At 63.8% G+C, this 26068-nt stretch carries 23 protein-coding genes; 11 read left to right on the top strand and 12 right to left on the bottom strand.

Features of this window, described 5'->3' with window-relative positions; all coding sequences use genetic code 11:
• Window positions 1-34 precede the first annotated feature (34 nt).
• From HALLA_RS03090 to HALLA_RS03065, 6 genes are all read right to left on the bottom strand, one after another.
• Window positions 35-1111: an ABC transporter permease gene (locus HALLA_RS03090; RefSeq protein WP_049952014.1), complete on the bottom strand. Its 1077-nt coding sequence runs from the start codon at window positions 1109-1111 to the stop codon at window positions 35-37.
• Window positions 1104-2057 carry an ABC transporter permease gene (locus HALLA_RS03085; protein ID WP_049952013.1) on the bottom strand — a complete coding sequence of 318 codons (954 nt, stop codon included), beginning with the start codon at window positions 2055-2057 and terminating at the stop codon, window positions 1104-1106. The genes HALLA_RS03090 and HALLA_RS03085 overlap by 8 nt, the downstream gene beginning before the upstream one ends.
• On the bottom strand, window positions 2054-4018 hold the full coding sequence (locus tag HALLA_RS03080) for an ABC transporter substrate-binding protein (protein ID WP_084568914.1): 1965 nt from the start codon (window positions 4016-4018) through the stop codon (window positions 2054-2056). Before HALLA_RS03080 ends, HALLA_RS03085 begins: the two co-directional genes overlap by 4 nt.
• An 86-nt stretch (window positions 4019-4104) precedes the next feature.
• Window positions 4105-4671, bottom strand: coding sequence for a hypoxanthine/guanine phosphoribosyltransferase (gene hpt / locus HALLA_RS03075; RefSeq protein ID WP_049952012.1), 567 nt, complete (start codon window positions 4669-4671; stop codon window positions 4105-4107).
• 173 nt (window positions 4672-4844) lie between these two features.
• Window positions 4845-6077: a bifunctional phosphopantothenoylcysteine decarboxylase/phosphopantothenate--cysteine ligase CoaBC gene (gene coaBC, locus HALLA_RS03070; protein WP_049952011.1), complete on the bottom strand. Its 1233-nt coding sequence runs from the start codon at window positions 6075-6077 to the stop codon at window positions 4845-4847.
• 106 nt (window positions 6078-6183) lie between these two features.
• Entirely contained in the window at window positions 6184-6921 is a 738-nt protein-coding gene (locus HALLA_RS03065) for an NAD(P)/FAD-dependent oxidoreductase (RefSeq protein WP_049953990.1), read from the bottom strand.
• A 207-nt stretch (window positions 6922-7128) separates the two neighbouring features.
• Between HALLA_RS03065 and HALLA_RS03060 the strand changes: the two genes are divergently transcribed.
• Both HALLA_RS03060 and trkA read left to right on the top strand, forming a co-directional pair.
• Window positions 7129-7659, top strand: coding sequence for an SRPBCC family protein (locus tag HALLA_RS03060; protein WP_049952010.1), 531 nt, complete (start codon window positions 7129-7131; stop codon window positions 7657-7659).
• Window positions 7660-7792: 133 nt separating this feature from the next.
• A complete protein-coding gene (trkA, locus tag HALLA_RS03055; protein ID WP_049952009.1) occupies window positions 7793-9130 on the top strand; it encodes a Trk system potassium transporter TrkA in 1338 nt (445 codons plus the stop codon).
• Window positions 9131-9182: 52 nt separating this feature from the next.
• Here the strand turns inward: trkA and HALLA_RS03050 are convergent, their stop codons facing one another.
• The gene (locus tag HALLA_RS03050) at window positions 9183-10250 is read right to left on the bottom strand and encodes a M42 family metallopeptidase (protein ID WP_049952008.1); all 1068 of its coding nucleotides are present in this window, start codon (window positions 10248-10250) and stop codon (window positions 9183-9185) included.
• 160 nt (window positions 10251-10410) lie between these two features.
• Here HALLA_RS03050 and HALLA_RS03045 point away from each other — a divergent pair, with 160 nt between their 5' ends.
• The gene (locus HALLA_RS03045; protein WP_049952007.1) at window positions 10411-11577 is read left to right on the top strand and encodes a thiolase C-terminal domain-containing protein; all 1167 of its coding nucleotides are present in this window, start codon (window positions 10411-10413) and stop codon (window positions 11575-11577) included.
• A 55-nt stretch (window positions 11578-11632) separates the two neighbouring features.
• Window positions 11633-12016 carry a Zn-ribbon domain-containing OB-fold protein gene (locus HALLA_RS03040; RefSeq protein WP_049952006.1) on the top strand — a complete coding sequence of 128 codons (384 nt, stop codon included), beginning with the start codon at window positions 11633-11635 and terminating at the stop codon, window positions 12014-12016.
• A gap of 40 nt (window positions 12017-12056) precedes the next feature.
• Here the strand turns inward: HALLA_RS03040 and mtnP are convergent, their stop codons facing one another.
• A complete protein-coding gene (mtnP, locus tag HALLA_RS03035) occupies window positions 12057-12914 on the bottom strand; it encodes an S-methyl-5'-thioadenosine phosphorylase (RefSeq protein WP_049952005.1) in 858 nt (285 codons plus the stop codon).
• Window positions 12915-13144: 230 nt separating this feature from the next.
• On the opposite strand from mtnP, the gene HALLA_RS03030 reads away from it, so the two are divergent.
• Window positions 13145-14632, top strand: a complete 1488-nt coding sequence (locus HALLA_RS03030) for an MATE family efflux transporter (RefSeq protein WP_049952004.1) — start codon at window positions 13145-13147, stop codon at window positions 14630-14632.
• A gap of 50 nt (window positions 14633-14682) precedes the next feature.
• Here the strand turns inward: HALLA_RS03030 and HALLA_RS03025 are convergent, their stop codons facing one another.
• Complete coding sequence (locus tag HALLA_RS03025) at window positions 14683-15342, bottom strand: HD domain-containing protein (RefSeq protein ID WP_049952003.1); 660 nt, start codon at window positions 15340-15342, stop codon at window positions 14683-14685.
• 26 nt (window positions 15343-15368) lie between these two features.
• Window positions 15369-16064, bottom strand: a complete 696-nt coding sequence (locus HALLA_RS03020) for a phosphoribosyltransferase (RefSeq protein ID WP_049952002.1) — start codon at window positions 16062-16064, stop codon at window positions 15369-15371.
• Window positions 16065-16253: 189 nt separating this feature from the next.
• On the opposite strand from HALLA_RS03020, the gene HALLA_RS03015 reads away from it, so the two are divergent.
• A complete protein-coding gene (locus tag HALLA_RS03015; protein ID WP_049952001.1) occupies window positions 16254-17603 on the top strand; it encodes a hypothetical protein in 1350 nt (449 codons plus the stop codon).
• Window positions 17604-17686: 83 nt separating this feature from the next.
• On the opposite strand, the gene HALLA_RS03010 is transcribed toward HALLA_RS03015, so the two are convergent.
• Window positions 17687-18109 carry a hypothetical protein gene (locus HALLA_RS03010; protein ID WP_049952000.1) on the bottom strand — a complete coding sequence of 141 codons (423 nt, stop codon included), beginning with the start codon at window positions 18107-18109 and terminating at the stop codon, window positions 17687-17689.
• A 182-nt stretch (window positions 18110-18291) separates the two neighbouring features.
• Between HALLA_RS03010 and thiC the strand changes: the two genes are divergently transcribed.
• Window positions 18292-19788 (top strand): phosphomethylpyrimidine synthase ThiC, encoded by a 1497-nt coding sequence (thiC, locus tag HALLA_RS03005; RefSeq protein ID WP_049951999.1) that lies wholly within the window; start codon window positions 18292-18294, stop codon window positions 19786-19788.
• Between the two features lie 102 nt (window positions 19789-19890).
• A complete protein-coding gene (locus HALLA_RS03000; protein WP_049951998.1) occupies window positions 19891-20802 on the top strand; it encodes a PhzF family phenazine biosynthesis protein in 912 nt (303 codons plus the stop codon).
• Window positions 20803-20891: 89 nt separating this feature from the next.
• Here the strand turns inward: HALLA_RS03000 and HALLA_RS02995 are convergent, their stop codons facing one another.
• Entirely contained in the window at window positions 20892-21806 is a 915-nt protein-coding gene (locus tag HALLA_RS02995) for a hypothetical protein (protein WP_049951997.1), read from the bottom strand.
• A gap of 203 nt (window positions 21807-22009) precedes the next feature.
• On the opposite strand from HALLA_RS02995, the gene ppsA reads away from it, so the two are divergent.
• From ppsA to HALLA_RS02980, 3 genes are all read left to right on the top strand, one after another.
• Entirely contained in the window at window positions 22010-24376 is a 2367-nt protein-coding gene (gene ppsA, locus HALLA_RS02990; RefSeq protein WP_049951996.1) for a phosphoenolpyruvate synthase, read from the top strand.
• Between the two features lie 137 nt (window positions 24377-24513).
• The gene (mfnA, locus tag HALLA_RS02985) at window positions 24514-25647 is read left to right on the top strand and encodes a tyrosine decarboxylase MfnA (RefSeq protein WP_049951995.1); all 1134 of its coding nucleotides are present in this window, start codon (window positions 24514-24516) and stop codon (window positions 25645-25647) included.
• A complete protein-coding gene (locus HALLA_RS02980; protein WP_339325749.1) occupies window positions 25648-26064 on the top strand; it encodes a hypothetical protein in 417 nt (138 codons plus the stop codon).
• Window positions 26065-26068 lie beyond the last annotated feature (4 nt).

Raw genomic sequence — 26068 nt, 5'->3', positions numbered from 1 at the left:
AATCTTCGAAACAGCGATTCGCGGGAGCGAGGGATCATCGCAATTCGGTTCGGGTCGCCGAGTCGGTTCCGCGGGCGTCGAGCGTCTCGTTGATGGCGTCGCCGATCAGGTTGATCGACAGCACGAAGACGAAAATCGCGCCGCCGGGGAAGACCGTCACCCACCAGCGAGCGTCGCCGCCCGGTCCTTGGATGATCGCGTCTCGAGCGCCCTCGAGCATCGTCCCCCACTCGGCGGTCGCCGGCGACAGGCCGAGGCCGAGAAAGCCGAGGGCGGCCACGCCGATGACGACCGTCCCGATGTTGAGCGTTGCGAGGACGATGACCGGCGGGGCGGCGTTGGGCACGACGTGCCTGAACAGCACCGATCGATCGCCGGCCCCGAGCGCTTTCGCCGCGAGGACGTACTCCGATTCTTTGACGGAGAGTACTTCCCCGCGGATGACTCGAGCGTACCCCGCCCAGCCGAACACGGAGAACGCGACGACCAGTTGCCAGTAGCCGCTCTCGAACAGCGCGACGACGACCAGCGCCAGGACGAGCCCCGGAAACGCGAGGATAACGTCGACGAACCGCATCAGGAGTTCGTCGACCCAGCCGCCGTAATAGCCGGAGATGGAGCCGTACACGATGCCGATCACGCTCGTGATCGTGACGACGACGAGCCCGATCGAGATGCTGTAGCGACCGCCGGTCAGCACCCGCGAAAAGACGTCGCGTCCCTCGCCGTCGACGCCCATCGGGTGCGCCAGCGACGGCGGGTCGTAGGGCGAGACGTCCTGGGTGAGCCAGAGGATTTCCGAGGGGGAATACGGCGCCAGCGAAACCGGCTGGACTGTCAGACCCCAGAGTTCTATCGGCCGGGCGAAGATCGAAAGGACCGCCATCGAGAGGACGATCAAGAGTCCCACCAGCGCCTCGCGGTTTCGAGCGAACCGCGAGAGGTCGCGCCGCCAGCGCGTGGTCGGCTCGGTTCGTGCGTCCGAGCCCCAATCGACCGAATCCTCTCGAGGAAGTCTCGTCCGGTGAGTCGGTCCGTCTCGAGCGCCGTCGCGTTCGGATTCGAATCCGTGGATCCGAATTCGGCCGCGACCGGATTGTTTGTCAGTCATATCTGATCCGCGGATCGAGCACCGCGTAGATGATATCCGCGAGCAGGTTACAGAGGACGACGAACACCGCGGTAAGGAGCGTTATTCCCACCACGAGGTTGATCTCGTGACCGTGGATCGCCCCGACGAGTTCCTGTCCGAGGCCGGGCCAGGCGAACACGACCTCGACGACGACGGCGCCGGCGACGATGCCGGCGGTCAGCGTCGCGACGATGGTGACGACCGCACTCAACGAATTTCGAAGTACGTGCTTGCAGACGACCTGCCGTTCGGGGAGCCCCTTTGCTCTTGCGGCGGTGGTGTACTCCTTGTTCAGTTCTTCTGCCATCGACCTGCGGAGAACGCGCATGACCGACGCACACGTCGCCGTCCCGACCGTAATACCCGGCAGGACGAGGTGCCACAGCACCGACGGATGCGTAAGCGGTTCACGCGGCGGCCGTACGTCCCACCACCCCATCCACAACACGAACACGAGGATGAGCAACAGCCCGAGCCAGAAGTTCGGAATCGACGCTCCCGACAGCGCGAGGACTCGGCTGGCCGTATCGCCGACCGTTCCCTTTCGGATCGCGGCGTATATTCCGGTCGGAATCGCGATGCCGATAGCGAACACCCAGCCGAAGACGCCGAGCGCGACGGTTTCGGGGAGTCGCAAGAGAATGACTTCAGAAACCGACCGGTTCGATCCGTAGACCGTTCCGAGGTCACCGGAGAGGACGTTTCCGAGCCACATCAGATACTGCTCCCAGACGGGGCCGTCGAGGCCGTACTGGGCGCGAAGTTGCGCCTCCTCGGCCGCGGTCACGTGCGGGTTCTGGGCGACCATGCGGCTGATCGGGTCACCGGGCGTCAGGTGGACGAGCGCGAACGTGAGTACCGAGACACCCAGCAGGATCGGGACGATCAACAGCAACCGTCGCAGGACGAACCGTCGGAACGTCATTGGACGCTCGAGTCGTATCCGCGGTCGTCGATGACTGTTTCGATCAATTCGATCGCGGTCTCCGTATCGAACGCGTTTTTCTCCCCGAGGTCGGACTCGAGCGCCTCGTAGTCGGCCGTACCGGTTTCGCGTGCGACTTCCGGAAGCATCGTCCACGCGGGGTCGCCCCAGCCGTCGAGGACGTTTTCGACGATGCGCTCTCGAGGGACGAGGTGATTGACGGCCCGTCGAAACCGCTCGTCGTCCCACGGTTCGACGGTGACGGGATACTGGAGGAACTGATAGCCGCCGCTCTGGATCGAGTCGACGACGTAACCGTCGTCCGAGTCGTAGGCCTCGAGCGTCGAGGAAACGAGCCCGAACGTGATGTCGATTTCGCCGTTCTGGAGTGCAGTGCTTCGCGTCGAATCGCCCGAAATGATTTTGATGTCGATCTCGTCGATGACGGGCCCGGCGGGGAACCCCTCGGGACCGTCGTACCACTCGAGGGCGTCCAGCCCTTTTTGCTCGAGCCAGTAGTCGTCCGTTTTTCGTGCCACGAAGTACTGTCCGTCCTCGAACGTCTCGAACTCGTAGGGGCCGGTACCGATCGGCGGGCTTCCGTCGAGTGGATCGATGCCGTTGGCGGGCAGTTCCGCCTGTTCGAGCGCGTGGATCCGGAAGCTCGGGAGTTCCCGCTCGGCTTCGGCGTCCGGCACCTGCGCGTAGATATCGACGACGTACTCGTCGACGGACTCGACGTGGAGTACCGAATCGAACGTCTGTGCGGAGATGTCGGAGTTCTCGTAGCGCTTTGCGGTCGCCACCACGTGTTCGGCGGTCAACTCTTCGCCGTTGTGGAACCTGACGCCCTCGTGAAGGTGGTATCGATACTGCATTCCATAGACCCCATTGCCGACCGCATCGGCCGCGCCGTCGGGCGTGAGAACGCGAACCTCGCCGTCGGCGATCCGATCGTCGTCCGGATGAACCACGACGGTCTGAACCGGTTCGTCGCCCTCGAACTCGAGGACGCCGTCGTCGTCGGCCGAGACGGTTCGCATATACGGTTCGTACGCGGTGCGGTCGATATCCTGCACATCGAGTTCCTCCTGGCGTTTTGCCAACCAGGGATAGACGTTCCCATCGGCATCCATCGCGGTTAGCCCTTCGAAAATGAGCGACTGTGCCGTCGTCGAGTGCGTATCGGTGCTGTAGGGCGGATCGAACGAGTTGATGTTCGCGTCGAATCCGTACCGGAGCGTACCGCCCGACTCGTACGTCGACCAGTCGGAATCTCCCTCGCCGTCGGCGTCCCGATCGATCCAGGTGAGAACTCGAGCGGCCGGCGAGTGCAGCGAGTAATCGAGCGTCCCCTCGGTAAACGGATACGGGGAAAAGCCGCGTACGTCCGTACTTCGGACGTACTCTTCGGTGATGAACGTGATCGGTGAACTGCCGCGGTACTCGGCTAACTCGCGCCAGATTTCGTCGTATCGTCGCGCCCGGAGCGCCGGATCGTCGACGACGTCGGTGCCAAAGCGCGCGCGATCGATCATCCGGTCGAGTTCGTCGTAGCCGAGTCCGTTCAGGTTACAACACTGGCCCTGATTTGCCGTGCCGTGGAGCGAATCACAGAAGCTCTCCGGATTGAACGTCCCCGAAATACTGAGAAACGGGATATTTCCCGTTTCGGGATAGTCGACCTGAAAGATGCGTTCGAGAAAATCGTCGAACTCGTACTCTTTGACTTCGACGTCGAAGTAACCGGTGTTTTCCATCACCTGCGCGACCGCGGCGGTCCACTCGAGGCGGTCCGAGTTGTCCGCATCCACTTCTAACCGGACCTCGAGCGGAAACGAAACCTCACCGGAGTCCGCGTCGAGACACCCCGCTGCACTCCCGACGAGTACCGAACCGACGCCGCCGAGCAACTGGCGGCGAGTCGGAAGGTCCCCTGATTGGGCGTTCAATCGGCGCATGAACCAACCGTGTGACTCGAGTACACGTCCTATCGTTATCTCAAATCGAATTAAATATTGCGTCGACCAGCGCTTGGGGCGTTCGATCAGTCGCCGTTTTCGTCGACGATAACGACCTCACCGTCGACGACGTCGACGTTGACCAGCGTCTTGACGTGGTGGTCGACGTCCTCGACTTTGTTTTCGCCGCCGACCTTCTTGATTACCGCGACCGTGTCGACGACCTCGGCACCGATTTCGTCAAGCGCCTCGAGGACGGCAGCCAGCGTGCCGCCGGTCGAGAGCACGTCGTCGAGGACGAGGACGCGTTCGCCCTCGCGAACGTCGTTGATGTACATCTCGTTTTCCGAGTAACCGGTCTGCTGGGAGATGGCGACTTCGTCTTCGAGTCCGTACTGTCGTTTTCGAATCACCGTCAGCGGGATGTCCGTCATCAACGATACGGCCGTGGAGATGTGAATTCCCATGGCCGCGGGCGTGACGATACGATCGACTTCCTCGAGTTTCGCCTTTCGAATAATCCGGATCACGATCTCGCGCAAGAGTCCGGGATCGAGTTTCGGAACCCCGTCGCTGATCGGATGGACGAAGTAATGATACCCGTCTTTCTCGATAATCGGGGCCTCGAGTAGTGACCGCTGTAACTGATCCATGTCGTGGATGGGTCGGTTGGGGAGTAAAAGTTGACGATCCTGAGAGCGCCGAACGAACAGGTTGAAAGCCCGATAACTCGAGGATGGGGTTCAGCGACGAGTCGCTAGCGGATGGAGGAATCGTCCGAGACGCCGCAGTCAGCCCGGGGACTCGATCGCGAGATGAGACGCCGTCAGCGCGAGGATTCGTCCGTGAGAACGACGGCGATCGAGTCGGCGATCTCACCGCTGAGTCCGGCTTTCGTACCCTCGTAGCGGGCCGCGTTCTCCGCGTGGACCAACAGCGCCCGCGTCCGGTCCGATCCCATCACGCTCGCGTCGTTCGCGACGACGAACGTCAGGTCCGCACGCTCGAGCGTCTTCCGGGCCGCCTCGATCATCGCCTCGTCGTCGCCGGTGGTCTCGGCCTTGAAGCCGACGATCGGGAGGTCCGGGTGCCGATCCCGAACCTCGTCGATCACCTTTGCCGTCGGCTCGAGGTCGAGCGTTCGCTCCGCGCCGGAGCGGAGTTTCTCTGCACTCGGCTCGAGCGTGTAATCGCCGATCGCCGCAGCCGAAACGAGCGCGTCGGCCGTCGAACAGGCCTCGAGCGTGGCCTCGAGTAGCTCTGCGGCGGTTTCGACCTGCTCGACGCTCGCGTACGGAAGCGCTACTCCCGAATCGCCTCCGGAGAGACCGGCGACCGGCGACGAGCGTTGGAGCGAGTGCGGGCCGACGACGCCGTGGACGAGCGTTACGTCCGCGCCGCGGACGTAACAGGCCCGCGCGACGGCTCGGCCCATCCGCCCCGACGAGCGGTTCGTCAGCACGCGGACGGGATCGATCGGCTCGCTGGTCGCCCCGCTGGTGACGACGACGTGTTCGCTCGCGAGCGGCCGTTCGCCCGCGGCTCGAGCGGTCTCGCAGACGATGGCCTCCTCGCTCGCGATCTTCGCTTTGCCCTCTTCGATCCGGGGATCGACGAACGCGACGCCCCAGTCGTCGAGGGTCTCGATCGCCTCGAGAACGCCGGGGTGGTCGTACATCGGTTCGTGCATCGCGGGGGCGATAACGACCGGCGTGTCCGCGCCCAGCGCGGTCGTCGCACAGGTCGTTACCGGCGTGTCGTCGACCGCCCCGGCGATCTTTCCGACCGTGTTCGCGGTCGCCGGCGCGATCAACAGGACGTCGGCCCAGCCGTCGTAGCCGCAGAGTTCAACGTGCTCGACGCCGCCCGTGATTTCGGTGACGACGTCGTTTTCGGTGGCGAACTCGAGCGACCACGGGTGGATGATGTGTCGGGCACTGTCGGTCATCACGGCGCGAACGCTTGCACCCCGGCGTCGCAACTCGTGGGCGAGTTCGACCGTTTTGACGGCGGCGATCGATCCGGACACCCCGAGCGCGACGTTGACTCCCTCGAGCATTCGTTTGCCTTTCTCGGGGGAGGTATGTTAAGCGTAGCGAGGATTCGACGGAAACCCAGATCGGAAGTTCGACTCGCTGCTGGTCGACACAGGTCGGCGCGTCGACTCACTCCCGGTCGACGCTCGGGTGCATGGTCGGTTTCTCCGCGAGCGGTTCCGCGAAGGCCTCGAGGATCGTCTCCCGCGCCGCGACATCGCGTTCCAGCCGTTCCTCGTCGTCGATCTCCTCACAGCCCGGCGGCACGTCCCGATCGCGGCCGGTGAAATAGCCTTCCGGGACGACCCAGTCGTGATAGAAGTTGACGTCCGAGTCGTGAATCGCGGTCAGTCCGACTTTCGCGCCGTGACCGGCCGCGACGATCGTCTGGTGGGGTTCGCCGGCGAGTCGCCCCGCCGCGTAGACGCCCTCGACGGCGGTTCGGCCGTCTTCGTCGACGTTCACGTAGTGTTTGCTCCCGCGCTGGATGCGGCCCACGTCCAGCGGAACCAGGTACTCGCTGTCGGACCACGAGGCGGCGATCACCCGCCGGACCTCGAGCGGGTCCCCGCCGTCGGTTTCGAGGACGAACCCCGATTCGGGGTTCGTCTCCTCGATCCGCTCGACGCTCGAGACCCGGCCGAGTTCGACCTCGACGCCCGCGCCCTGTGCCTGTTCGTGAACCAGACGCAGGTACCGCCGCGCGTCGACCCCGTCTGGAAACCCCGGATAGTTCTCGAGGCTGGCGTTCCGCGCGAGGATGGATTCCCCGCCGTCGACCACGATGGTATCCAGTCCCGCTCGAGCCGTGAAGATCGACGCGGCAAGCCCGGCGACGCCGCCGCCGACGATACAGATATCTCGCATGCGCCGGTGTTCTCGGCCGGCGTATAGAAAGGTAGTGAAACGGGTGAATCGACGGAGTGGTTCGGACGAACTGACGGAGATAGATCGACCGAACCGGCGAGCGTGGATCAACCGAACCGGCGGAGATAGGTCGTCGAACCGACGGCGGAAACAGCCGATCCGCGACGAGACGAAAATCCTTACGTTCAGCGCAGCCATAGCGAAATCGTGGACAGGATCCTCCTCAGCACCGTCGCCCACCGGTCGCCGGCGGACGTGTTCCCGTACGTCGTTTCCTTTACCGACTACCCGCGGTACACGGAGCACCTCGAGTCCGTTCGAAAGCGCCGCGGGGGCGACGAGAACGGCGTTGGCGCGATATACGACCTTCGGCTGACCTGGTGGAAACTCGGGTACACCGCCCGCTCCGAGGTCGTGGCCGTCGATGAACCGCACACGCTCGAATGGGAGCTTCGCAAGGACGTCGACGCCCGCGGAACCTGGCGGGTCGAACCGGCACCCGAGGCGGCTCCCGAGGGGATCGAGACGGCCAGCCGAATCTACTTCGAGGCGGTGTACGATCCCCACTCGGCCGACGGAAACGCGATCTCGCTCCCGCGGTTCGTCTCGCTCGATTGGGTCGTCGGGAAGGTACAGCCCCGACTGCTCGAGGAAGCCAGAGAGGTCGTTAGACGGCTCGTCGCCGATATCGAAGGGGAGCAACGCGACGTCGAACTCACGGTTCACGAGATGCCCTGATCGACCGGTCTGAGGGGCTGGTACCGATCGATACCGACGAGCGGGAAGCCCCCGCCGAAATCCGAGTATCGGCAATGGAAACGGACTTACACCTCCGTCGAATAGCCGTTCGTATGTTGCAGGTGGCGCTCGCGTGCGCATAATCATCATCGGCGCGGGTGAGGTCGGTTCGAACATCGCGGAAGGGCTCGCCGACGACCACGATGTCGTCGTCGTCGACACCGACTCCGAACGCATCGAATCGCTCACGTACTCGCTTGACGTACTTGCCATCGAGGGCGACGGAACCACACGAAGTACCCTCGAGGAAGCGGGCGTCGAGGAGGCGGATATGGTGATCGCGAGCACCGACCGCGACGAGACGAACATCGTCGTCTGCGGGGCGGCCAAAACCCTCGACGACCCGTTCACGATCTCTCGCGTGAAGGACACGACGTTGTTACGGACCTGGGAACACGCCGAGGGCGCGTTCGGCGTCGACTTCATGGTCTGTACGAATCTCCACACCGCACAGACGATCGTGAAGATTGCCAGCCTCCCGGGCGCTCACGACGTCGATACGTTCGGGGGTGGACTCGTCCAGATGGCGGAGTTCGAGGTCGAATCGGATAGCCCGATCGCCGGGGAGACGGTCGCGGAGGCCGATCGGTACGAGTCGCTGACGTTCGCGGCGCTCTTTCGCAACGGGGACGTCGTGATTCCCACCGGTGAGACGGTCATCGAACCCAACGACGCCATCGTCGTCATCGGCTCGTCCGAAAGCGTCCGCGGCTTCGCCAGTTCGCTGACGCCCGCGCCGACGCTCGAGGACGCAAACGAGATCGTCATCGTCGGCGGGAGCGAAATCGGCTACCAGACGGCCCGAATATTCGAAGAAGAAGGACTCTCCCCGCGGCTGATAGAGCAGAACCACGAGCGCGCTCGCGAACTCGCCGAACGTCTCCCGAACACGTTAGTGTTAGAAAGCGACGCGACCGACATCGACTTTCTCGTCCGCGAGCACGTCGACGAGTCCGACATCGTCGTCGCGGCGCTCGATAGCGACGAGAAGAACCTCCTCGTCTCGTTGCTCGCGAAACGCATCGGCGTCGAGCGAACCATCGGCATCGTCGAGTACGGCGAGTACGTCGACCTCTTCGAAACTGTCGGCATCGACGTCGCCGTCAATCCGCGGCTGGTCACCTCCGAAGAGATCACCCGATTCACCCGCGCACGGCGCACGGAAAACGTCGCGATGCTCGAGTCGGACCGGGCGGAAGTCCTCGAAATCGAAGTCGATCAGGACAGCCTGCTCTGTGGCAATCGGATCCGCGACGTGATCTCGAAGCTTCCGGACGGCGTCGTCATCGGGGCGATCACTCGAGACGACGAACTCATTACGCCACGCGGTGAGACGGTCGTCGACGCTGGCGATCACGTCGTCGTCTTCGTCGAGACGGACGTGCTCGGCGACGTCTCCGATGCGCTTTGAGTTCCCCAGCGTGCTTTGGGCTCCGATGTGCTTTGCGTGTTCTCAGGTCGTCTCAGAGCGTATAGTCGTACGTTCCGTCTTCGCTCTCGAGAAACGCTGTTAATAGCTCGATCGTCGAGGTGATGTCTTCGACGTGGGCCGTCTCCGTGACGGTGTGAAGATACCGCGTCGGAATCGAGATCGCACCGACCGGCTTCGCCCCGGCGCTGAACTGGAACCCGCCGGTGTCGGTGCCGCCCGCGGGAAGGATTTCGTACTGGTAGTCGATCCCCTCTTCGTCCGCTACGTCCCGTAGCCGCCGGTGGACCTTCGGGTTCGTGATCACGCTCGAGTCCTTGAGTTTGATCGCGGCCCCTTCGCCGAGTTCGGTCACGTGCTCGCCCGCGGAAAAGCCGGGAACGTCGTTCGCGACGGTGACGTCGAGCGCGATCGCCAGATCCGGATCGACGTCGACCCCGAGCGCGCGGGCACCTCGAAGGCCGACCTCCTCCTGAACGGTCGCACAGAAGTGAATCGTCGCCGTCGGATCGTCTATCCGGCGTGCCGCCTCGAGAGCGGCGAACAGGCAGACGCGGTCGTCGAGAGCCTTCCCCGTCACCGTCTCGCCGACGCGTTTGGTCGTCTGTTCCATCGTAACCAGATCGCCGACGGAAACGCGGTCCTCGAGGTCGTCGGTTCGGAGGCCGGTGTCGACGTAGATATCGTCGACCTCGGGCGTCTTCTCCCGCGTCTCGTCGTCAAGGGTGTGTGGCGGCGGCGAGCCGATGATGCCCGGAATATCGCCGTCCTCGGCGTGAATCGTGACGCGCTGTGCCTTGAGAACGCGGGCGTCCCACCCACCGAGAGCGTCGAGTTCGAGAAAGCCGAAGCCGTCGTCGCTGCCACGAACGTGGCTGACCATGAATCCGACCTCGTCCATGTGGGCGGCGACGGCGACCGAGTAGTCCGATTCGCCCTCGAGCGTGCCGACGACGTTCCCCATCGCGTCCGTCCGAACGCGGTCGACGCTGTCCTCGAGCGCGTCGACAACGTAGTCTCGGACCCTGTCTTCGTATCCCGGAACGGCGCTCGTTTCCGTGAGCTCCGTGAGCGCTTGCATGTCGAGTGGTTCCCCGTCCATACGGACAGTTGTGGGACTTCTCGCTGATAAACTCGAGGAAGCGTCTCGAGTCGCATCGGTACTCGTGCGTTCGTTTGGGACAGATTGGCGAAAGGTGGCGGGCCGACTGAGCAGTGGACTAACCGCGGGATATTAACCCATCGGTGCGGTAGAGTGTGCCATGAGCGAGGTACGCGTTGCGGGTGTCGGACTGACGCCGTTCGGAAACGTTCCCGAGCGGACGAGCCGGGACCTCTTCGGGCAAGCGAGCATCGAAGCGTTCGAGCACAGTGGGGTGCCACGATCGGACGTCGACGGTGTACTCTACGGGAATTTTATGGGGGAACTTTCCGAGCACCAGGGCCACCAGGGACCGCTGATGGCCGAAGCGGCGGGGGTGCAAGCACCGGCGACCAGATATGAATCGGCCTGCGCCTCGAGCGGCGTCGCTGTCGCCGACGCGGTCAAGCGCATCCGAAACGGCGAGGACGACGTGCTCCTCGTCGGCGGTGCAGAACGGATGACCAATCTCGGAACCGCGGGCGCGACCGAAGCGCTCGCCATCGCCGCCGACGACCTCTGGGAGGTCCGCGCGGGGACGACCTTCCCCGGAGCCTACGCCCTGATGGCCCAGGCGTACTTCGAAACCTACGGCGGCGAGCACGCCGACCTCGCACACATCGCCGTCAAGAACCACGCCAACGCCCTCGAGAACGAGAAGGCCCAATACCAGCGCGCGATCGAGGTCGAGGACGTACTCGAGGCCCCGCAGGTCTCCTCGCCGCTCGGCTTGTACGACTCCTGTCCGATCTCCGACGGCGCGTCGGCGCTCGTGCTCACCAGCGAATCCTACGCCGACGAACACGACGTAGACGCCCCGGTCGCGATCACGGGCACCGGACAGGGCGGCGACCGGATGGCCTTGCACGACCGCGAGTACCTCGCGCGCTCGCCCGCCGCACGCGAGGCGGGCGAGGAGGCCTACGCCGATGCCGGCATCGATGCGGGCGACGTCGACTTCGCCGAGGTCCACGACTGCTTTACGATCGCGGAGGTGTTGGCCATCGAAGCGCTCGATCTCGAGTCGATCGGAGAGGGAATCACCGCCGCTCGAGACGGTCGGACGACCGCGGACGGCGAGACGCCGATCAATCTCTCCGGCGGCCTGAAAGCCAAGGGCCACCCCGTGGGCGCGACCGGGGCGTCCCAGATCGCCGAGGTCGCGTCGCTGCTCGCCGGCGAACACGAAAACAGCGATGCGGTCACGGGCGCGACGACCGCGCTCGCGCACAACGCGGGCGGAACCGTTGCGTCTGCGACGGTTCATGTGTTGGAGGTGATCGAATGAGCGAGCGTTGTGAGCGAATTCGAGTACGCCAGACCGTCGGTCTGGAGGTGATCGAATGAGCGAGATCAGAGACGCGGGATTCGACGACTGGCTCGACGCCGCAGAAGAGGGCGAGGCCTATTACCTCGAGTGTGCCGCCGGACACGGCTCGCTGCCGCCGCGGCAGGTGTGTCCGGAGTGTGGATCGACGGAACTCACGCGCCAGCGGTTGCCCGAATCAGGCGAAATAGAGACGTTCACCGTCACGCACGTTCCGACGCCGTCGTTCGAGGAGGACGCCCCCTACGCGACCGCGATCGCGGATTTCGGCCCGGTTCGACTCACCGGACAGGTCGCCGGCATCGACCTCGAGTCGATCGAAAACGGCCTCGAGGTCGAGATCTCGGTCGCCGTCTCCGAGACGACCGACGAGCGAGTGCTGACGTTCGAGCCAGTCTAGAGCGCGGTCCCTGGTGAGACCGTCACACATCGATACGAACTCAGTCCTCGAGGTACTCGCCGGCTAATAGCTCGACGCGTTCGCGGGTCTCTGCCGGAATCGACTCCGCCGGTGTGTTGATCGTGTCCTCGAGCGCCGACCAGGCGCGGCTCTCGAAGTCCGCTGGCATGGTTCGGATCGCACGTTCGATAACCTCGTTGATCGACTCCTGATTGGCTGCGGCGTTCTCGAGGACCTCCTCGAGGGTGACCTCGCTGTCTTCCTTCCAGACGTCGTAGTCGGTGACGCCGGCGACGGTCGCGTAGCTCAACTCGGCCTCGCGGGCGAGTTTGGCCTCGGGAATCGCCGTCATCCCGACGATATCCCAGCCCTGTTCGCGGTAGAACTCGCTTTCGGCTTTCGTCGAGTACTGCGGCCCCTCGATGCAGACGTACGTGCCGTTCTCGGAGACCGTGGCATCAGTCGCCGCCCGCGCGGACTCGGCGAGGTGGGCGACCATCTCCGGACAGTACGGCTGTGCGAAGCCCATGTGGACGACCATGCCGTCGCCGAAGAACGTCGGCGATCGGTGTTTCGTGCGGTCGAAAATCTGGTCCGGGATAACCAGCGTCTGCGGGGGAAGGTCTTCGCGGAGGCTCCCGACAGCGTTGGTGGCGATAACGCGGTCGACGCCCATGGACTTGAGCGCGTAGATGTTTGCCCGGTATGACGCGTCGGTCGGCGTGTGCTGGTGATCGGTTCCGTGTCGCGGCAGGAAGGCGACCTCATTCCCCCCGAGTTCGCCCAGCGTGATGTCGTCGCTCGGTTCGCCGTACGGTGTCGAGACCGACTCGGTCCGCGTGTTCTCGAGTGGCAGTGCCTCGTAGATTCCGCTGCCGCCGATGACGCCGATGGTCATGGCACAGCCTGCGGCGGGAACCGACTAAACGATACGGGTTCGACAACGGTCCAAACGAGATAGGTTCGACAACGATCCGAGCGACGCTGGTACGGTGGCAGTCGATCCGATTCTTCCGTTTCGAGGCGTGTGGATCTCCGCGCTCAGAGAACGACTGCGCCGAGCCACCATGTGTGATGTTACCAATAGCTACAAGCACTCATATAGGTGGCATGCTATTTCGGATCGTAATGCTCGCCGACCGCTCCTCGAGCGAGAGCGATCTCACCGACGGGTCGCTCGTCCGCCCTATGTTCCGGCTGGCGTGGCCGCTCGTTGTCATCCAGCTGTTGCAGGTCGCTTACAACGTCGGCGACACGTTCTGGCTGGGAGCGCTCTCGCCGGACGCCGTCGGCGCGCTGAGTCTCGCCTTTCCGCTGATCTTCTTTCTGATCTCGATCGGCGGTGGGTTCACTGCTGCAGGCGCGATTCTCATCGCCCAGCACTCCGGTGCGGACAGCGACAAAGGAGGCCTGATCGCCGGACAGACGGTCTCGTTTATCACGCTCATCGCGATCGCGATCGCCGTGATCGGCTTTCTCGCGACCGACTCGATGCTGGCGCTGTTGCCGGCCGACCCCGAAACCGAGGCCGCGATCATCCCGCTCGCCAGCGAGTACATGCGCGTGTTCTTCCTCGGCATGCCGTTCTTGTTCGGCTTTTTCATCTTCGTCTCGCTCATGCGCGGGTACGGTAACACACGCGCGCCGATGGTCGTGATGTTCGTCAGCGTCGTCTTCAACGTCGCGGTCGACCCGGTGTTTATCTTCGGCGTCGGTCCCGTCCCGCGACTCGAGATGGCGGGTGCGGCGGTCGCGACCGTCCTCTCGAGAGCCATCGCCACGGTGATCGGGTTCTACGTCCTGTTCTACACCGACGTCGGTCCAGAGATCGAAGCGAGCCACCTGATCCCGCGAGCCGAATACATCTCCAAAATCACGCGACTCGGCGTCCCGACCGCGCTCGAGCAGTCGATGAGTTCGCTGGCGATGATCGCGATGACGGCGATGGTCTCGACGTTCCCGCCGGCGGTCGTCACGGCCTACGGGCTTGGCAACCGGTTGATCTCGCTCGCGTTCCTGCCGGCGCTGGGGATGAGCCAGGCGACGGACACCATCGTCGGCCAGAATCTGGGGGCGGGCAAGCCCGAGCGTGCGGCGCGGGCGACGTGGCTCGCCGCGGGCGTCATCGCCGCGGTCATGGCCGTCGGCGGCGTGATCGCGTTCCTGGTCCCGGAGCCGATCGTGTCCGTCTTCGTCACCGCGGACGTGGAGGGACGGGCGGCGACCATCGACTACGGGACGACCTACCTGCAGGTCGCCGCGCTAATGTTCGTCTTCATGGGCGTCATGCAGGTGTTCCTGGGCGCGTTCCGCGGTGCCGGCAACACGAAGACGGCACTGGCGTTTTCGGTGGTCGCGCTGTGGTTCGGCCGCGTGCTCGTCACCGTCTTCCTGCTGTTCGTCGCCGACTGGGGAACGACGGGCATCTGGGTCGGCGTCCTCGTCGGCGACGTGATCGGCGCGATCGCCGCCGGCGCGTGGTTCACTCGAGGCACGTGGAAGAACGCCATCGTCGACGACGAACGCGAAGACAGCCACGCACGCGAAGACGACGAGCGAAGCGGTTCGCCGGACGAACGCTCCGACCGCGAACCCGCGCCGACGGCCGAACGCTGAACTCGCCCGGAAGACAGTCGCGTCCATCGTGACTCACGTCGTCCGATTTCTCACTGCTCAGTTCGGTCATCGCGTACCGCCTCGTACCGGTCTCGAGCCTCCTCGAGCAACCGCCGCCCGATCTCGGTCCGGATCCGCGGCGTGGCGGTCGCGAAGAACTCGTCGAGTGCGTCGTACTCCGCGAACTGCTCGTCGGTGCCGGTGTCGTCGGCCGGATCGTAGCGCCCCTCGCGCTCGTAGTGGACCGCCTGCACGCACATATCCACGAGATCCATGTCCTTGACGAACTGCGCCGTCGGCGACTCCCGCACCTCGTACTCGTCCCAGATCGCCCGGAGGCCGTCGTTCTCGTCGAAGGGCTCGAGCAACTCCGTGATCGCGTCCTCCTCGAGTCGCGCTTTCTCCGCGGGATCGATCGTATCGGCGCTCGAGTCAGCTCGTGTCGCGAAATCGCCAGTCTCGGCTTCCGCGAGATCGTGGAGAACGGCCATTCGGAGCGCGCGATCCGGGTCAACGTCCGCAGGTGCGTCGTCGTGGTCGGCGTAGAAGAGCGAGAGGAGCGCGACGCCCCACGAGTGGCCGGCGACGGATTCGGGGTCCTCGACGCCCCGTAGCTGCCAGCCCGTCCGGCCCTCGTCTTTCAACAGAAACGCGCGGAGAATCGTCTCGAGGGGGTTATCACGGCCGCCGCCGGAGTCGGGTTCCGTCATCGTTGTCGGGAATCGGTTATGGCTTGCTACTCGAGGAGTTGCCACTCGCCCGACACGGTCATCTCGAGGAGGTCCCGACGCTCCATCTCGGTCAGGACCTCGGTCAGGCGGTTCGGCTGGGCGATCTCCATCTCGATGCGTTCGACGTCGTGGAAGTGATTGAGGTAGTGTCGAATGTCCGCTTTGGTGTAGGACTCCTGATCGCCTTTCTCCATTGCGCTCGTGATCAAATCGATCATGTCCTCGATGAAGTTCCACGGGTAGACGACCCAGGTCCACTCCTCGAGTTGCTCGCCGACGTAGTCGGGGTTGAACTCGCTGGTGCCGAGCAACTGGAGGGTCGCGGTTCGGACGGTGCCCGCATCGCGGTCGGTGACGTACTCCTGGGCTCGCTTGATCGAGCCGCCGGTATCGGCGATGTCGTCGATGATGAGGACGTCCTTGCCTTCGACGCTGCCTTCGGGCATCGGATACCGGACCGTCGGCTCGCCGCTTTTCTCGGCGGTGCCGACGTAGTGTTCCATCTTCAGGCTCGTCAGATCGTCCAGTCCCAGGAAGTCACAGACGCATCGACCGGCGAACCAGCCGCCGCGGGCCAGCGCGACGATAACGTCGGGTTCGAACTCGTCGTTTCGAACGTCCTCGCTGACGTCTCGACACAGACTGTAGATGTAGTCCCAGTTCGTCACTGTACACTTGAAGTCGTCCGGCAAATCGGACATTCTCTTGACTCCTCCTGGCCGGTGAGACGAAGCGCGCCCCCTTAAGTGAGGTGAAACGGCAGGCGGACCGATTCGATCGATCCGGTTCGAACTCGCCGATTCACCGTTGATTGAAGAGGTGTTTAGTCACCAAACAATTATATTCGTTCGGAACTAGTCATTGGTTATTGTAGAGCGTGAGACAACACCATGCCAACGACCCAGGACTACGAGTACCTCCTCGAGTGCGAGAACGTGATCGGCGTCGAGTACGACGAACAAGCCGACAGCGTAACGGTTTTCGTATCACAGAAGGTTCCTCCCGAGGAGCTCGATCCGAAAGACGACGTGAAAACTCGCGCACGGGATACCGATGGCGTCGACCTCGATATCGAGGTCGTCGACTGTGGATACGGCGAGACCAAAACCGGCTTCGACGCGCTGTCGGTCCTCGAGCCGAAGCCGGAAGCCGCCGAGAACAGACAGGAGCGACACCGACCGGTGCCCGCGGGTGTCAGCGAGATCAACGCCGAATCGTCGGCGGCCACGGCCGGTCCGTATCCGGCGCGCCTCGAGGACCCATCGGCGGCGATCTGGAGCGACGACGCCGAGTCCGGTGACTTCGTCCGCCTGTCGAACAATCACGTCTACGCGCGTTCGAACGCTGCAGAATTGGGCGAACCGATCCTCCAACCATCGCCACAGGATGGCGGCCAGCGGGGTGAGGACAACGTCGGCGAACTGCTCGGCTACGTCGAAATCGACGACGGCGTGCTCGTCGACGTGGCCGCGCGGTCGGTTCGCCCCGAGGACGAGTCGACCGCCGCGTTCGGACTCGACGAGTCGTGGCCGACTGGCATTCGGCGCGAGGACTACGACGAACTCCGGGGCGAAACGGTGACCAAAAGCGGTCGGACGACGGGCGTGACGAGCGCCGACCTCGAGGCGACGAGCGCGAGCGTTCGGGTGAACTTCGGCCCCGAGCACGGTCCGATCCTGTTCAGAGATCAGCTCGTCGCGGGGTACATGTCCGAAGGTGGAGACAGCGGATCGCCGGTCTTTACCGACCCTGACGGCGAACTCGTCGGGTTGCTCTTTGGCGGCTCTGCGGAGCAAACGATCCTGAACAAAATCGCAAACGTCGAGGCCGAACTCGGCGTCGAATTGCTCACCGAGGAGCCGGCATCGGGTGGTGAGAGCGGACGCGACGCCGACGAGACCGACCTCGTGGACGAGGAAATTCCCATTTACACGACGACGTTCGACCGAACCCTCGAGTTCGAGTTCGTCGACGGCGGCCTCGAGCCCACGTCGATCACGTTCGACGAGAAACCGCGTTCGGGCGAATCCGTTCCTGTCACAGTCACCGTCCTCGTGACCGAAGCCGGGGAGTACTGGCTCGAGGTGAACGACGACCGCCAGACGTTCTCGCTCGAGGAACAGGACGGAACGACGAACGAGGCGGTTCAGGAGGAGGTGCGGGCGACGATGACGGTTCCCGCTGACGAGGATGAGAGGTTTTCCGTACAGTTGCAGGGCGGTCGCATCCGCCGTTCGTGACCTGCATGGGGGATGGACGCAAGGTTTGCTGGAGACCGAAACGGACCGTTGCGATAAATCGCGTTCGGACTGTTTCGTCGAGATTAACCGCTATCCATCGGATACTGCGCGTTCGAGCTCGCAGATCGCTCGGTTGCGTTGCTGTCTACTTGTTCCAATACGGCGAGTGTCCCCGCTGTATACGCGACGAGTCCAGTTCCGATGACGAGGAATCCGAAGCCGAGTCGTAGTTCATCCGAAAGCGGAAGCGCTGGGCTCACACCGATGAGGGCAGCAAGAGTCATGAGTCCGACACTCAACATCGTCCATCGTTTATCGGCCCACGTCTCGCCCGTCGCGTACGCCGGATACAGGTGGCCGATGTGTAGTGTGAGTTTGAGGCCACAAGCCCAGCAAAGCCCGGTAACAATGGCCAGGCTGAGATAGCCATCGAGCCAGTAGAGCGCGCCGCTAATTGCGCCCCCGGCAAAAAGCGAAATGAGGGTATCTCGTAGCGTTCGTTCCATACGCTCACTAACAGGGAATAAGCAATTAAACTTTCCCAGAACGCAGAGCGATATCGGCCACGAAACGGTCAGAAACCGACGAAACCGGCAGGAACGGGTATTAAGTATCCGAACTCGCTTGCTATCTACGTCTCGAGCGCGCCACACCAAGCTTATAACCTAGTAATATAACCTAATTATCGATGCCGACGACCCAGTTACAGATGGCCCGCAACGGGACAGTTACGCCCGAAATGAGACGTATCGCCGAGCGAGAGAATCGCGATCCCGAGTTCGTTCGCGAGCAGGTCGCCGACGGACAGGCGGTGATCCCGGCGAACACGAGCCACGAGACGCTCGATCCGATGATCATCGGTCGCGAGTTCTCGACGAAGGTGAACGCGAACATCGGCAACAGCGAGACGACGAGCGACATAGAAGAGGAACTCGAGAAGCTTCACACGGCGGTTCACCACGGCGCGGATACGGTGATGGATCTCGGCACCGGTTCCGACCTCGATCGCATCCGCGAGGCCAATGTCGAACACTCGCCGGTACCGATCGGGACGGTGCCGCTGTACGAGGCGGTCAAACGCGCCGGCAGTCCCGAGGACCTGACGACGGAACTGCTACTCGAGGTGATCGAAAAGCAGGCCGAACAGGGCGTCGACTACATGACGATTCACGCCGGCGTTCTCGCCGAGCACCTGCCGCTGACGGAGGGGCGAAAAACGGGCATCGTCTCCCGCGGCGGGTCGATCATGGCAAAGTGGATGGAAGCCCACGGAGAGCAGAACCCGCTCTTTCAGGTCTACGACGAGATTTGTGCAATCTTCCTCGAGCACGACGTGACCTTCAGCCTCGGCGACAGCCTTCGGCCGGGAAGCATCGCGGACGCCTGCGACGAGGCCCAGTACGCCGAACTCGACACGCTTGGCGAGTTGACCCGGCGCGCTTGGGACCGGGGCGTGCAGGTGATGGTCGAAGGGCCGGGCCACGTCCCGATGGACAAGATCGCGGAGAACGTCGAGCGCCAGCAGGAAGTGTGCGACGGCGCGCCGTTCTACGTCCTCGGACCGCTGGTGACCGACATCGCGCCGGGCTACGATCACATCACGAGCGCGATCGGCGCGGCGATGGCCGCCAAGGAAGGTGCGGCGATGCTCTGTTACGTCACCCCGAAAGAACACCTCGGACTGCCCGACGAGGCGGACGTTCGCGACGGACTCGCAGCCTACCGAATCGCCGCCCACGCTGGCGACGTCGGGAACGACCGGCCGGGCGCTCGAGACTGGGACGACGCCCTTTCGGAAGCCCGGTACGCCTTCGACTGGCGCGAACAGTTCTCGCTGGCGCTCGACCCCGAGCGCGCGCAGTCGGCCCACGACCAGACTTTACCCGAAGACAACTACAAGGAAGCCCGCTTTTGCTCGATGTGCGGGGTCGACTTCTGTTCGATGCGGATCGATCAAGATGCGCGCGAGGACGGCGAGATGAAAGACCTCGAGCGGAACACGGATCTCGAGTCCTCGCCCGCGGCCGAGGTGAATCTGCCGCCCGTCGGGACTCACGACGCCGACGCGGTAGAGCGGTTCGAAGCGGACGCGGAGAGCGTAACGGCGACTGACGGGGGCGAGTCCGATAGTCACCGGACGGACTCGTCGGTCGGAAGTCGGGATCGGACACCCTCAGAGGACTAACCACCTGCACAGACTCGAGTGCGTCTCCTCCACACTGGCCCGAGTGTGTCCCCTCCACACGCCGTCGTCACGACTATTGTCCCCTGTTACGTTGGCCCGGATATGAACGACGACGCGCGGCAGGTCGAGATCTATCAGGTCGATGCCTTCACCGACGAACCCCACACCGGAAACCCCGCTGGCGTGGTCCCCGACGCGGCCGGCCTCTCCGACGACCAGTTGCAGTCGATCGCCGCCGAGATGGCCGTCAGCGAGACGGCGTTTCTCACCGAAAGCGCCGACGCAGACTACCGGATTCGATACTTCACTCCCGCACAGGAGGTCGATCTCTGCGGACACGCGACGATCGGGACGCTGAGCTATCTTTACGATATCGGCGTTCTCGAGCCCGGCACGACCACCCTCGAGACGAACGTCGGTGTCCTCGAGATGGAGATCGAAACGGACGGCTCCGTCTGGATGAGCCAGGACGAGCCGACGATCCGGGAAGTCGACGTCGGATACGACCGCGTCGCCGAGGCCCTCGGCGTCGAGCAGACGGCGCTCGAAGGGGCCAGCGCCGACCTCCCGCTTGCGGTCACCTCGACCGGATTGCCGTTTCTGGCCGTGCCGATCACCTACTTATCGGACGTCGGCGGTGCGTCGCCGGATCTGGCTAAAATCGAGTCGCTCACCGACGAGGTCGACGCGACCGGCGTCTACCTGTTCACCTTCGACACGCTCGAGAGCGAGTCGACGCTTCACGGGCGGATGTTCGCGCCGGGTGCAGGAGTCCCCGAAGATCCTGTCACCGGGACGGCAAGCGGTGCCGTCGGCGCGTACCTCGCAGAGTACGAGGCGCTCGATCCGTTCCCGGAGGAGTGTGCGTTCGAACAGGGACACTTCGTGGATCGATCAGGAACTGTCCGCGTCCGCGTGGGCGAGGACGTGCAGGTCGGCGGCGATGCGGTGACGATCCTCGAGGGCGTTATTTCAGTTCCGCCCGCCGAAACGGACGACATCCTCGAGGCCTGAGTATCGCGACGACGGCGAGAAACGGGTGTCGATTTTACAGGTGGCGGAAACGCCGGCTGTCGGTGTCGTGGGAGATGACAGAAAAGCGATCAGGTTCGTGACTCGTCCGACTCCGACAACGGGTCCGGATCGTCTGCGTCGGTCGATCCCTGTCGATTAGTATCGGAGTTCGGCGATGGTGCAGTATCGGGGTCCGGCGATGGTGCTGTACCCTCGTCTTCGGTCGTCGACTGGGGCCGTGGCGATTCGCTCGTGGTCTGCTCGGCGCTCGAATCGCCCGGAGACGTAAATTCGAACCCGGATTCGGTTGACGCATTGGATCCAGGTGATGAGGACTCGGCCGAGTGGGGCTGGGACCGATCGGGAGCTCCGGACTGATCCGTCGATTCGGATTGCTGGGCGCTCGTCGCTGAATGCGTCGTCGACGCCGATTGCTGACCGGTCGACTCCGAGTTGGCCGCCGGACCGGACTGCTTGGCTGTCGTCCCCGACTGATCAACCGAGTCAGATCGTTGTCCAGTCGTGCCGCTATGATCTGTTGGCCCCGATTGCTGGACCGGCGTCGACTCGAGGGCGTCCTGTTCGTCGAAGGCCGCCGCGTGTTCGGTTCGTTTGAGTTCCTGCACGCTTCGGCGAGTTTCTGCAACGTCCTCTTCCATTTCCGCAAGGCGTTCATCGAGCGCTTCGACGACCTCGCTCTTGAGACGACCGTGGTCGAAGCGCCTGGCGGCGGCCCGCCCGGAGGCTCGAGGGAGCGACCAGAACAGCGCGTACGTCTTTCCCATCTGCCAGACGAGAAATCCCAATCCCGCGAGTACGAGCGTGAGTATCGGATTCGAGTTGTCGACCGCCGCCTGGACGTTGCCGTCGACGACCAGCGTTTCGATCGATCCCCAGAACCCGAGCACGAAGCCGAGGAGGGCCAGTCCGGTTCCGAGCAGCATGGCACCCGCCGTGAGCGCCCGATTGAATATCGTCCACTTCGCAGCGTTGGAGAGTTCCATAGTCTGACCAGTAACTCGAGTTCTATAATCGCTGTGGGATACTTTTTAACAATCTAACTATTCGGCCGTTTCGTGGACCGACCACCCACAACTATCCAGCGGGAAACAGCTCGCCCGCGGAGATACTCATTCGGGTCCGAGTAGTGACTGTGACGGCGTGTTCGCAACCTTCTTTATCGGACCTGCTGTCCACGCAAATAGAGATGGCTGTACTCTGGCTGGACGAGATCAGCGCCGACGACCTCGAGACGGTCGGCGGCAAAGGTGCTTCTCTCGGTGAACTCACGGGGGCGGGCTTGCCGGTCCCACCGGGATTCGTCGTCACGGCAGGTACCTACCGATCGTTTATCGAAAACGCCGGCATCGACGACGAGCTCTTCGACGTCGTCGACGTCGACACCGACGACTCGAGCGCGCTCGCGACCGCGGCCGACCGCGCACAGGAACTCATTCTCGAGACGCCGTTCCCCGAGGAACTCCGCGAGGAAATCCTCGAGGCCTACCACGAGGTCGGAAACGGCGAGGCCTTCGTCGCCGTTCGCTCCTCGGCAACGGCCGAGGACCTTCCCGACGCCTCCTTCGCCGGACAGCAGGATACCTACCTGAACGTCACCGGCGAGGATCTGCTCAACCGCGTGCGCGAGTGTTGGGCCTCGCTTTTCACCCAGCGAGCGATCTACTACCGACAGGAGCAAGGCTTCGACCACTCGGCGGTCAACATCGCGGTCGTCGTCCAGCAGATGGTCGACGCCGAAAAATCGGGTGTCATGTTCACCAGTCACCCCTCGACGGGCGATCCGACGATGATCATCGAGGCCGCCTGGGGACTCGGCGAAGCGGTCGTCTCCGGGGCGGTCTCCCCGGACAACTACGTCATTTCACGCACCGAAGACGACATCGACGTGACCGTCGCCGAGAAGAAAGTCATGCACGTCAAAGACGAGGAAACCGGGGAAACCGTCGAGCGCGAGGTTCCCGAGGAGAAACGCACCGAGCGGGTACTCTCCGACGACGAACTCTCCCGACTCGTCGACCTCGGTGAACGCGTCGAAACCCACTACGATACCCCACAAGACGTCGAATGGGCGATGACCGACGACGAGGATTTCATGCTTCAATCGAGGCCGATCACCACGATCGAGGAACCCGACGACGGCAACCTCGAGGGAGCCGGCTCCGAAGCAGTCGTCAACGCCGCCAAAGGCGTCACCGACGGCAGCGGGAGCATCCGGTCCGCCGAGACCGGTTCTGACGACGGAAGTACGTCGAGCGACGGAGACTCGTCGGAGGCCACCGGCGAAATCCTTGTCGACGGACTCGGCTCGAGTCCGGGCACCGTCAGCGGGGCCGCACAGGTGGTCACGAAACTCGACGACCTCGCGAAGGTCGGCGAGGGCGACATCATCGTCACCGAGATGACGATGCCGGATATGGTCCCGGCGATGAAACGCGCCGCGGGGATCGTTACCGACGAAGGTGGGATGACCAGTCACGCCGCGATCGTCTCTCGCGAACTCGGCGTCCCGGCAATCGTCGGGACGACCAACGCCACGACGGTGCTGGATGACGGCCAACTCGTCACCCTCGATGGGGACAAGGGAGCCGTCCTCGAGGGCGAGACGGTCGATCCGGAAGAGGAGACCCAGCCGGTCGAAGAGGTTCGCCCGCAGTCGCCGGTCAAGCCGATGACGGCGACCGAAGTCAAGGTCAACGTCTCCATCCCCGAAGCCGCCGAACGCGCGGCCGCGACGGGTGCCGACGGCGTCGGCCTGCTCCGAACGGAGCACATGATCCTCTCGCTGAATCAAACCCCGGAGAAATTCATCGAGGAAAACGGCACGGACGCCTACACCAACGAACTCATCAATGGGATTCGGAGCGTCGCAGACGAGTTCTACCCGCGACCCGTTCGGGTCCGCACGCTCGACGCGCCCAGCGACGAGTTCCGCCAACTCGAGGGCGGGGAGGACGAACCCGAGGAACACAATCCGATGCTCGGCTACCGGGGCATCCGCCGCTCGCTCGACCGAACCGACGTTTTCGCTCACGAACTCGAGGCGTTCGCCCGACTCTACGAGATGGGCTACGACAACGTCGAGATCATGCTCCCGCTGGTCAACGACGCCGAAGATGTCTACCGCGCGAAAGAGCAGCTGAAAGCGGCGGGGATCGACCCCGAGAAGCGCAAATGGGGGGCGATGATCGAGACGCCCGCCGCGGCGCTGTCGGTCGAGGAGTTGGCCGAAGCGGGCATCGACTTCGCCTCCTTCGGCACGAACGACCTCACCCAGTACACGCTCGCGGTCGACCGCAACAACGAGCACGTCGCGGACCGCTTCGACGAACTCCACCCCGCGATCTTGCGGCTGCTCGAGGACGTCATCGAAACCTGCCGCGAACACGATATCGAGACGAGCATCTGCGGACAGGCCGGCTCGAAGCCGGATATGGTCCAGTTCCTCGTCAACGAGGGCGTCAGTTCGATCTCCGCGAATATCGACGCCGTACGCGACGTTCAACACGAGGTCAAACGCGTCGAACAGAAGCTCTTGCTGGATTCGGTTCGCTAACTCGAGCGGACGATTTCGACCGGTGTTTTACACGCGGATTCGATCAGCGATGTACTCGAGACCGCTCGTACAGCGGCCAATACTCGTCTTTGTGTGGAAACGCAACGAATAAATCGTCGAGAAACGGTAACTAACGTATGCAGGTCGAGCCGCAGACGTTTGACCGGGTGCTCTCGTCGATGTGCACTGAGCCGCACCCGGACGCGCGTACGGCGGCCGAACGCTTTCTCGCGACGAATCCCGGCGATCCGGGGACGTACCCGACGGTCACCGAACTCGAGGAGGAGGCGGTATCGATGCTCGGCGAGATTGCCGGTCTCGACTCGCCCGCGGGCTACGTCGCCAGCGGCGGGACCGAAGCGAACATTCAGGCGGTTCGCATCGCCCGCGATCGGTTCGAGAGCCGAACGTCGAACCGGGTCGGAGACCACACACCGAACCGAAACGAGCGTTCGACGCCGAACGTCGTGATGCCCGAGTCCGGGCACTTCAGTTTTCAAAAGGCCGCGAACGTCCTCGGCGTCGAGTTGCGGATCGTCCCGACCGACGACGACCACCGGGCCGACCTCGAGGCGGTCCGTCACAGCGTCGACGATCGGACGGCGCTCGTCGTCGGCGTCGCGGGAACGACCGAGTACGGTCGCGTCGATCCGATCCCGGAACTGGGCGAAATCGCGCGGTCGGTCGATGCGCTCTTTCACGTCGACGCGGCCTGGGGCGGGTTCGTCCTTCCGTTTACCGACTACGAGTGGAACTTTTCGCACGCGCCGGTCGACACGATGGCGATCGACCCGCACAAGATGGGACAGGCCGCGGTCCCCGCCGGCGGGCTTCTCGCCCGCGAGGAGACGCTGCTCGACGAACTCGCGATCGACACGCCGTACCTCGAGTCAACCTCGCAGGCGACGCTGACGGGAACCCGATCGGGTGCCGGCGTCGCGAGCGCGGTCGCCGCGATGGAGGCGCTCTGGCCCGGCGGCTACCAGCGCCAGTACGCCAGGTCCCAGCACAATGCCGACTGGCTTGCCGACGCGCTCGTCGCGCGCGGTTTCGAGGTCGTCGAACCGACGCTACCGCTGGTCGCCGCCGACGTGCCGGTCTCGACGTTCGACTCGCTTCGGCGCGAAGGGTGGCGAATTTCCCGAACGGCGACCGGCGAGATGCGGATCGTCTGTATGCCCCACGTCACGCGGTCGATGCTCGAGGCGTTCGTCGCGGATCTGGATCGCCTCCAGTGTCGTGCGAGCGTGCCGGTCGTAAGCGACGATTGAGTGGGACTGACCGGCAGTACCGAACTCACCGCTGCACGACCGGATCGACACACGTTTTTCGATCCGCTCGAGACGGATATCCAAGAGGAAATGGACCACTTCGACTGGATCGCGGTCGTCGGATTCGTGCTGTTGACAGCGAGTTCGCTCGCGATCGACGGCATCGTCGTCGCGGCCGCCTTCGGCGGCTTTTTGCTCTCGCTCGCCTCGTGGCGGCTCTACGACGGCCGACCGTGGGAGGCGCTCGGCTGGCTGTTTCTGGTCGGATCGGCGCTCACGCTCGTCACAGAGCCCGGCGGTGCCGTCTTCGTCGCCGGCTTCTTCGGGTCGATGGCCGCCGGCGTCGGCTTGCTCTTTGCCAGTCGCCTCGAGTGGCTCCCGGACGTGTGGACGCTCGAGGAGTCGGTATCGAACTAGCACC

Source organism: Halostagnicola larsenii XH-48 (assembly GCF_000517625.1).
Lineage (GTDB): Archaea > Halobacteriota > Halobacteria > Halobacteriales > Natrialbaceae > Halostagnicola > Halostagnicola larsenii.
Note: the sequence above shows the minus strand (reverse complement) of the source record. Positions and strands in the feature narration are given on the sequence as shown.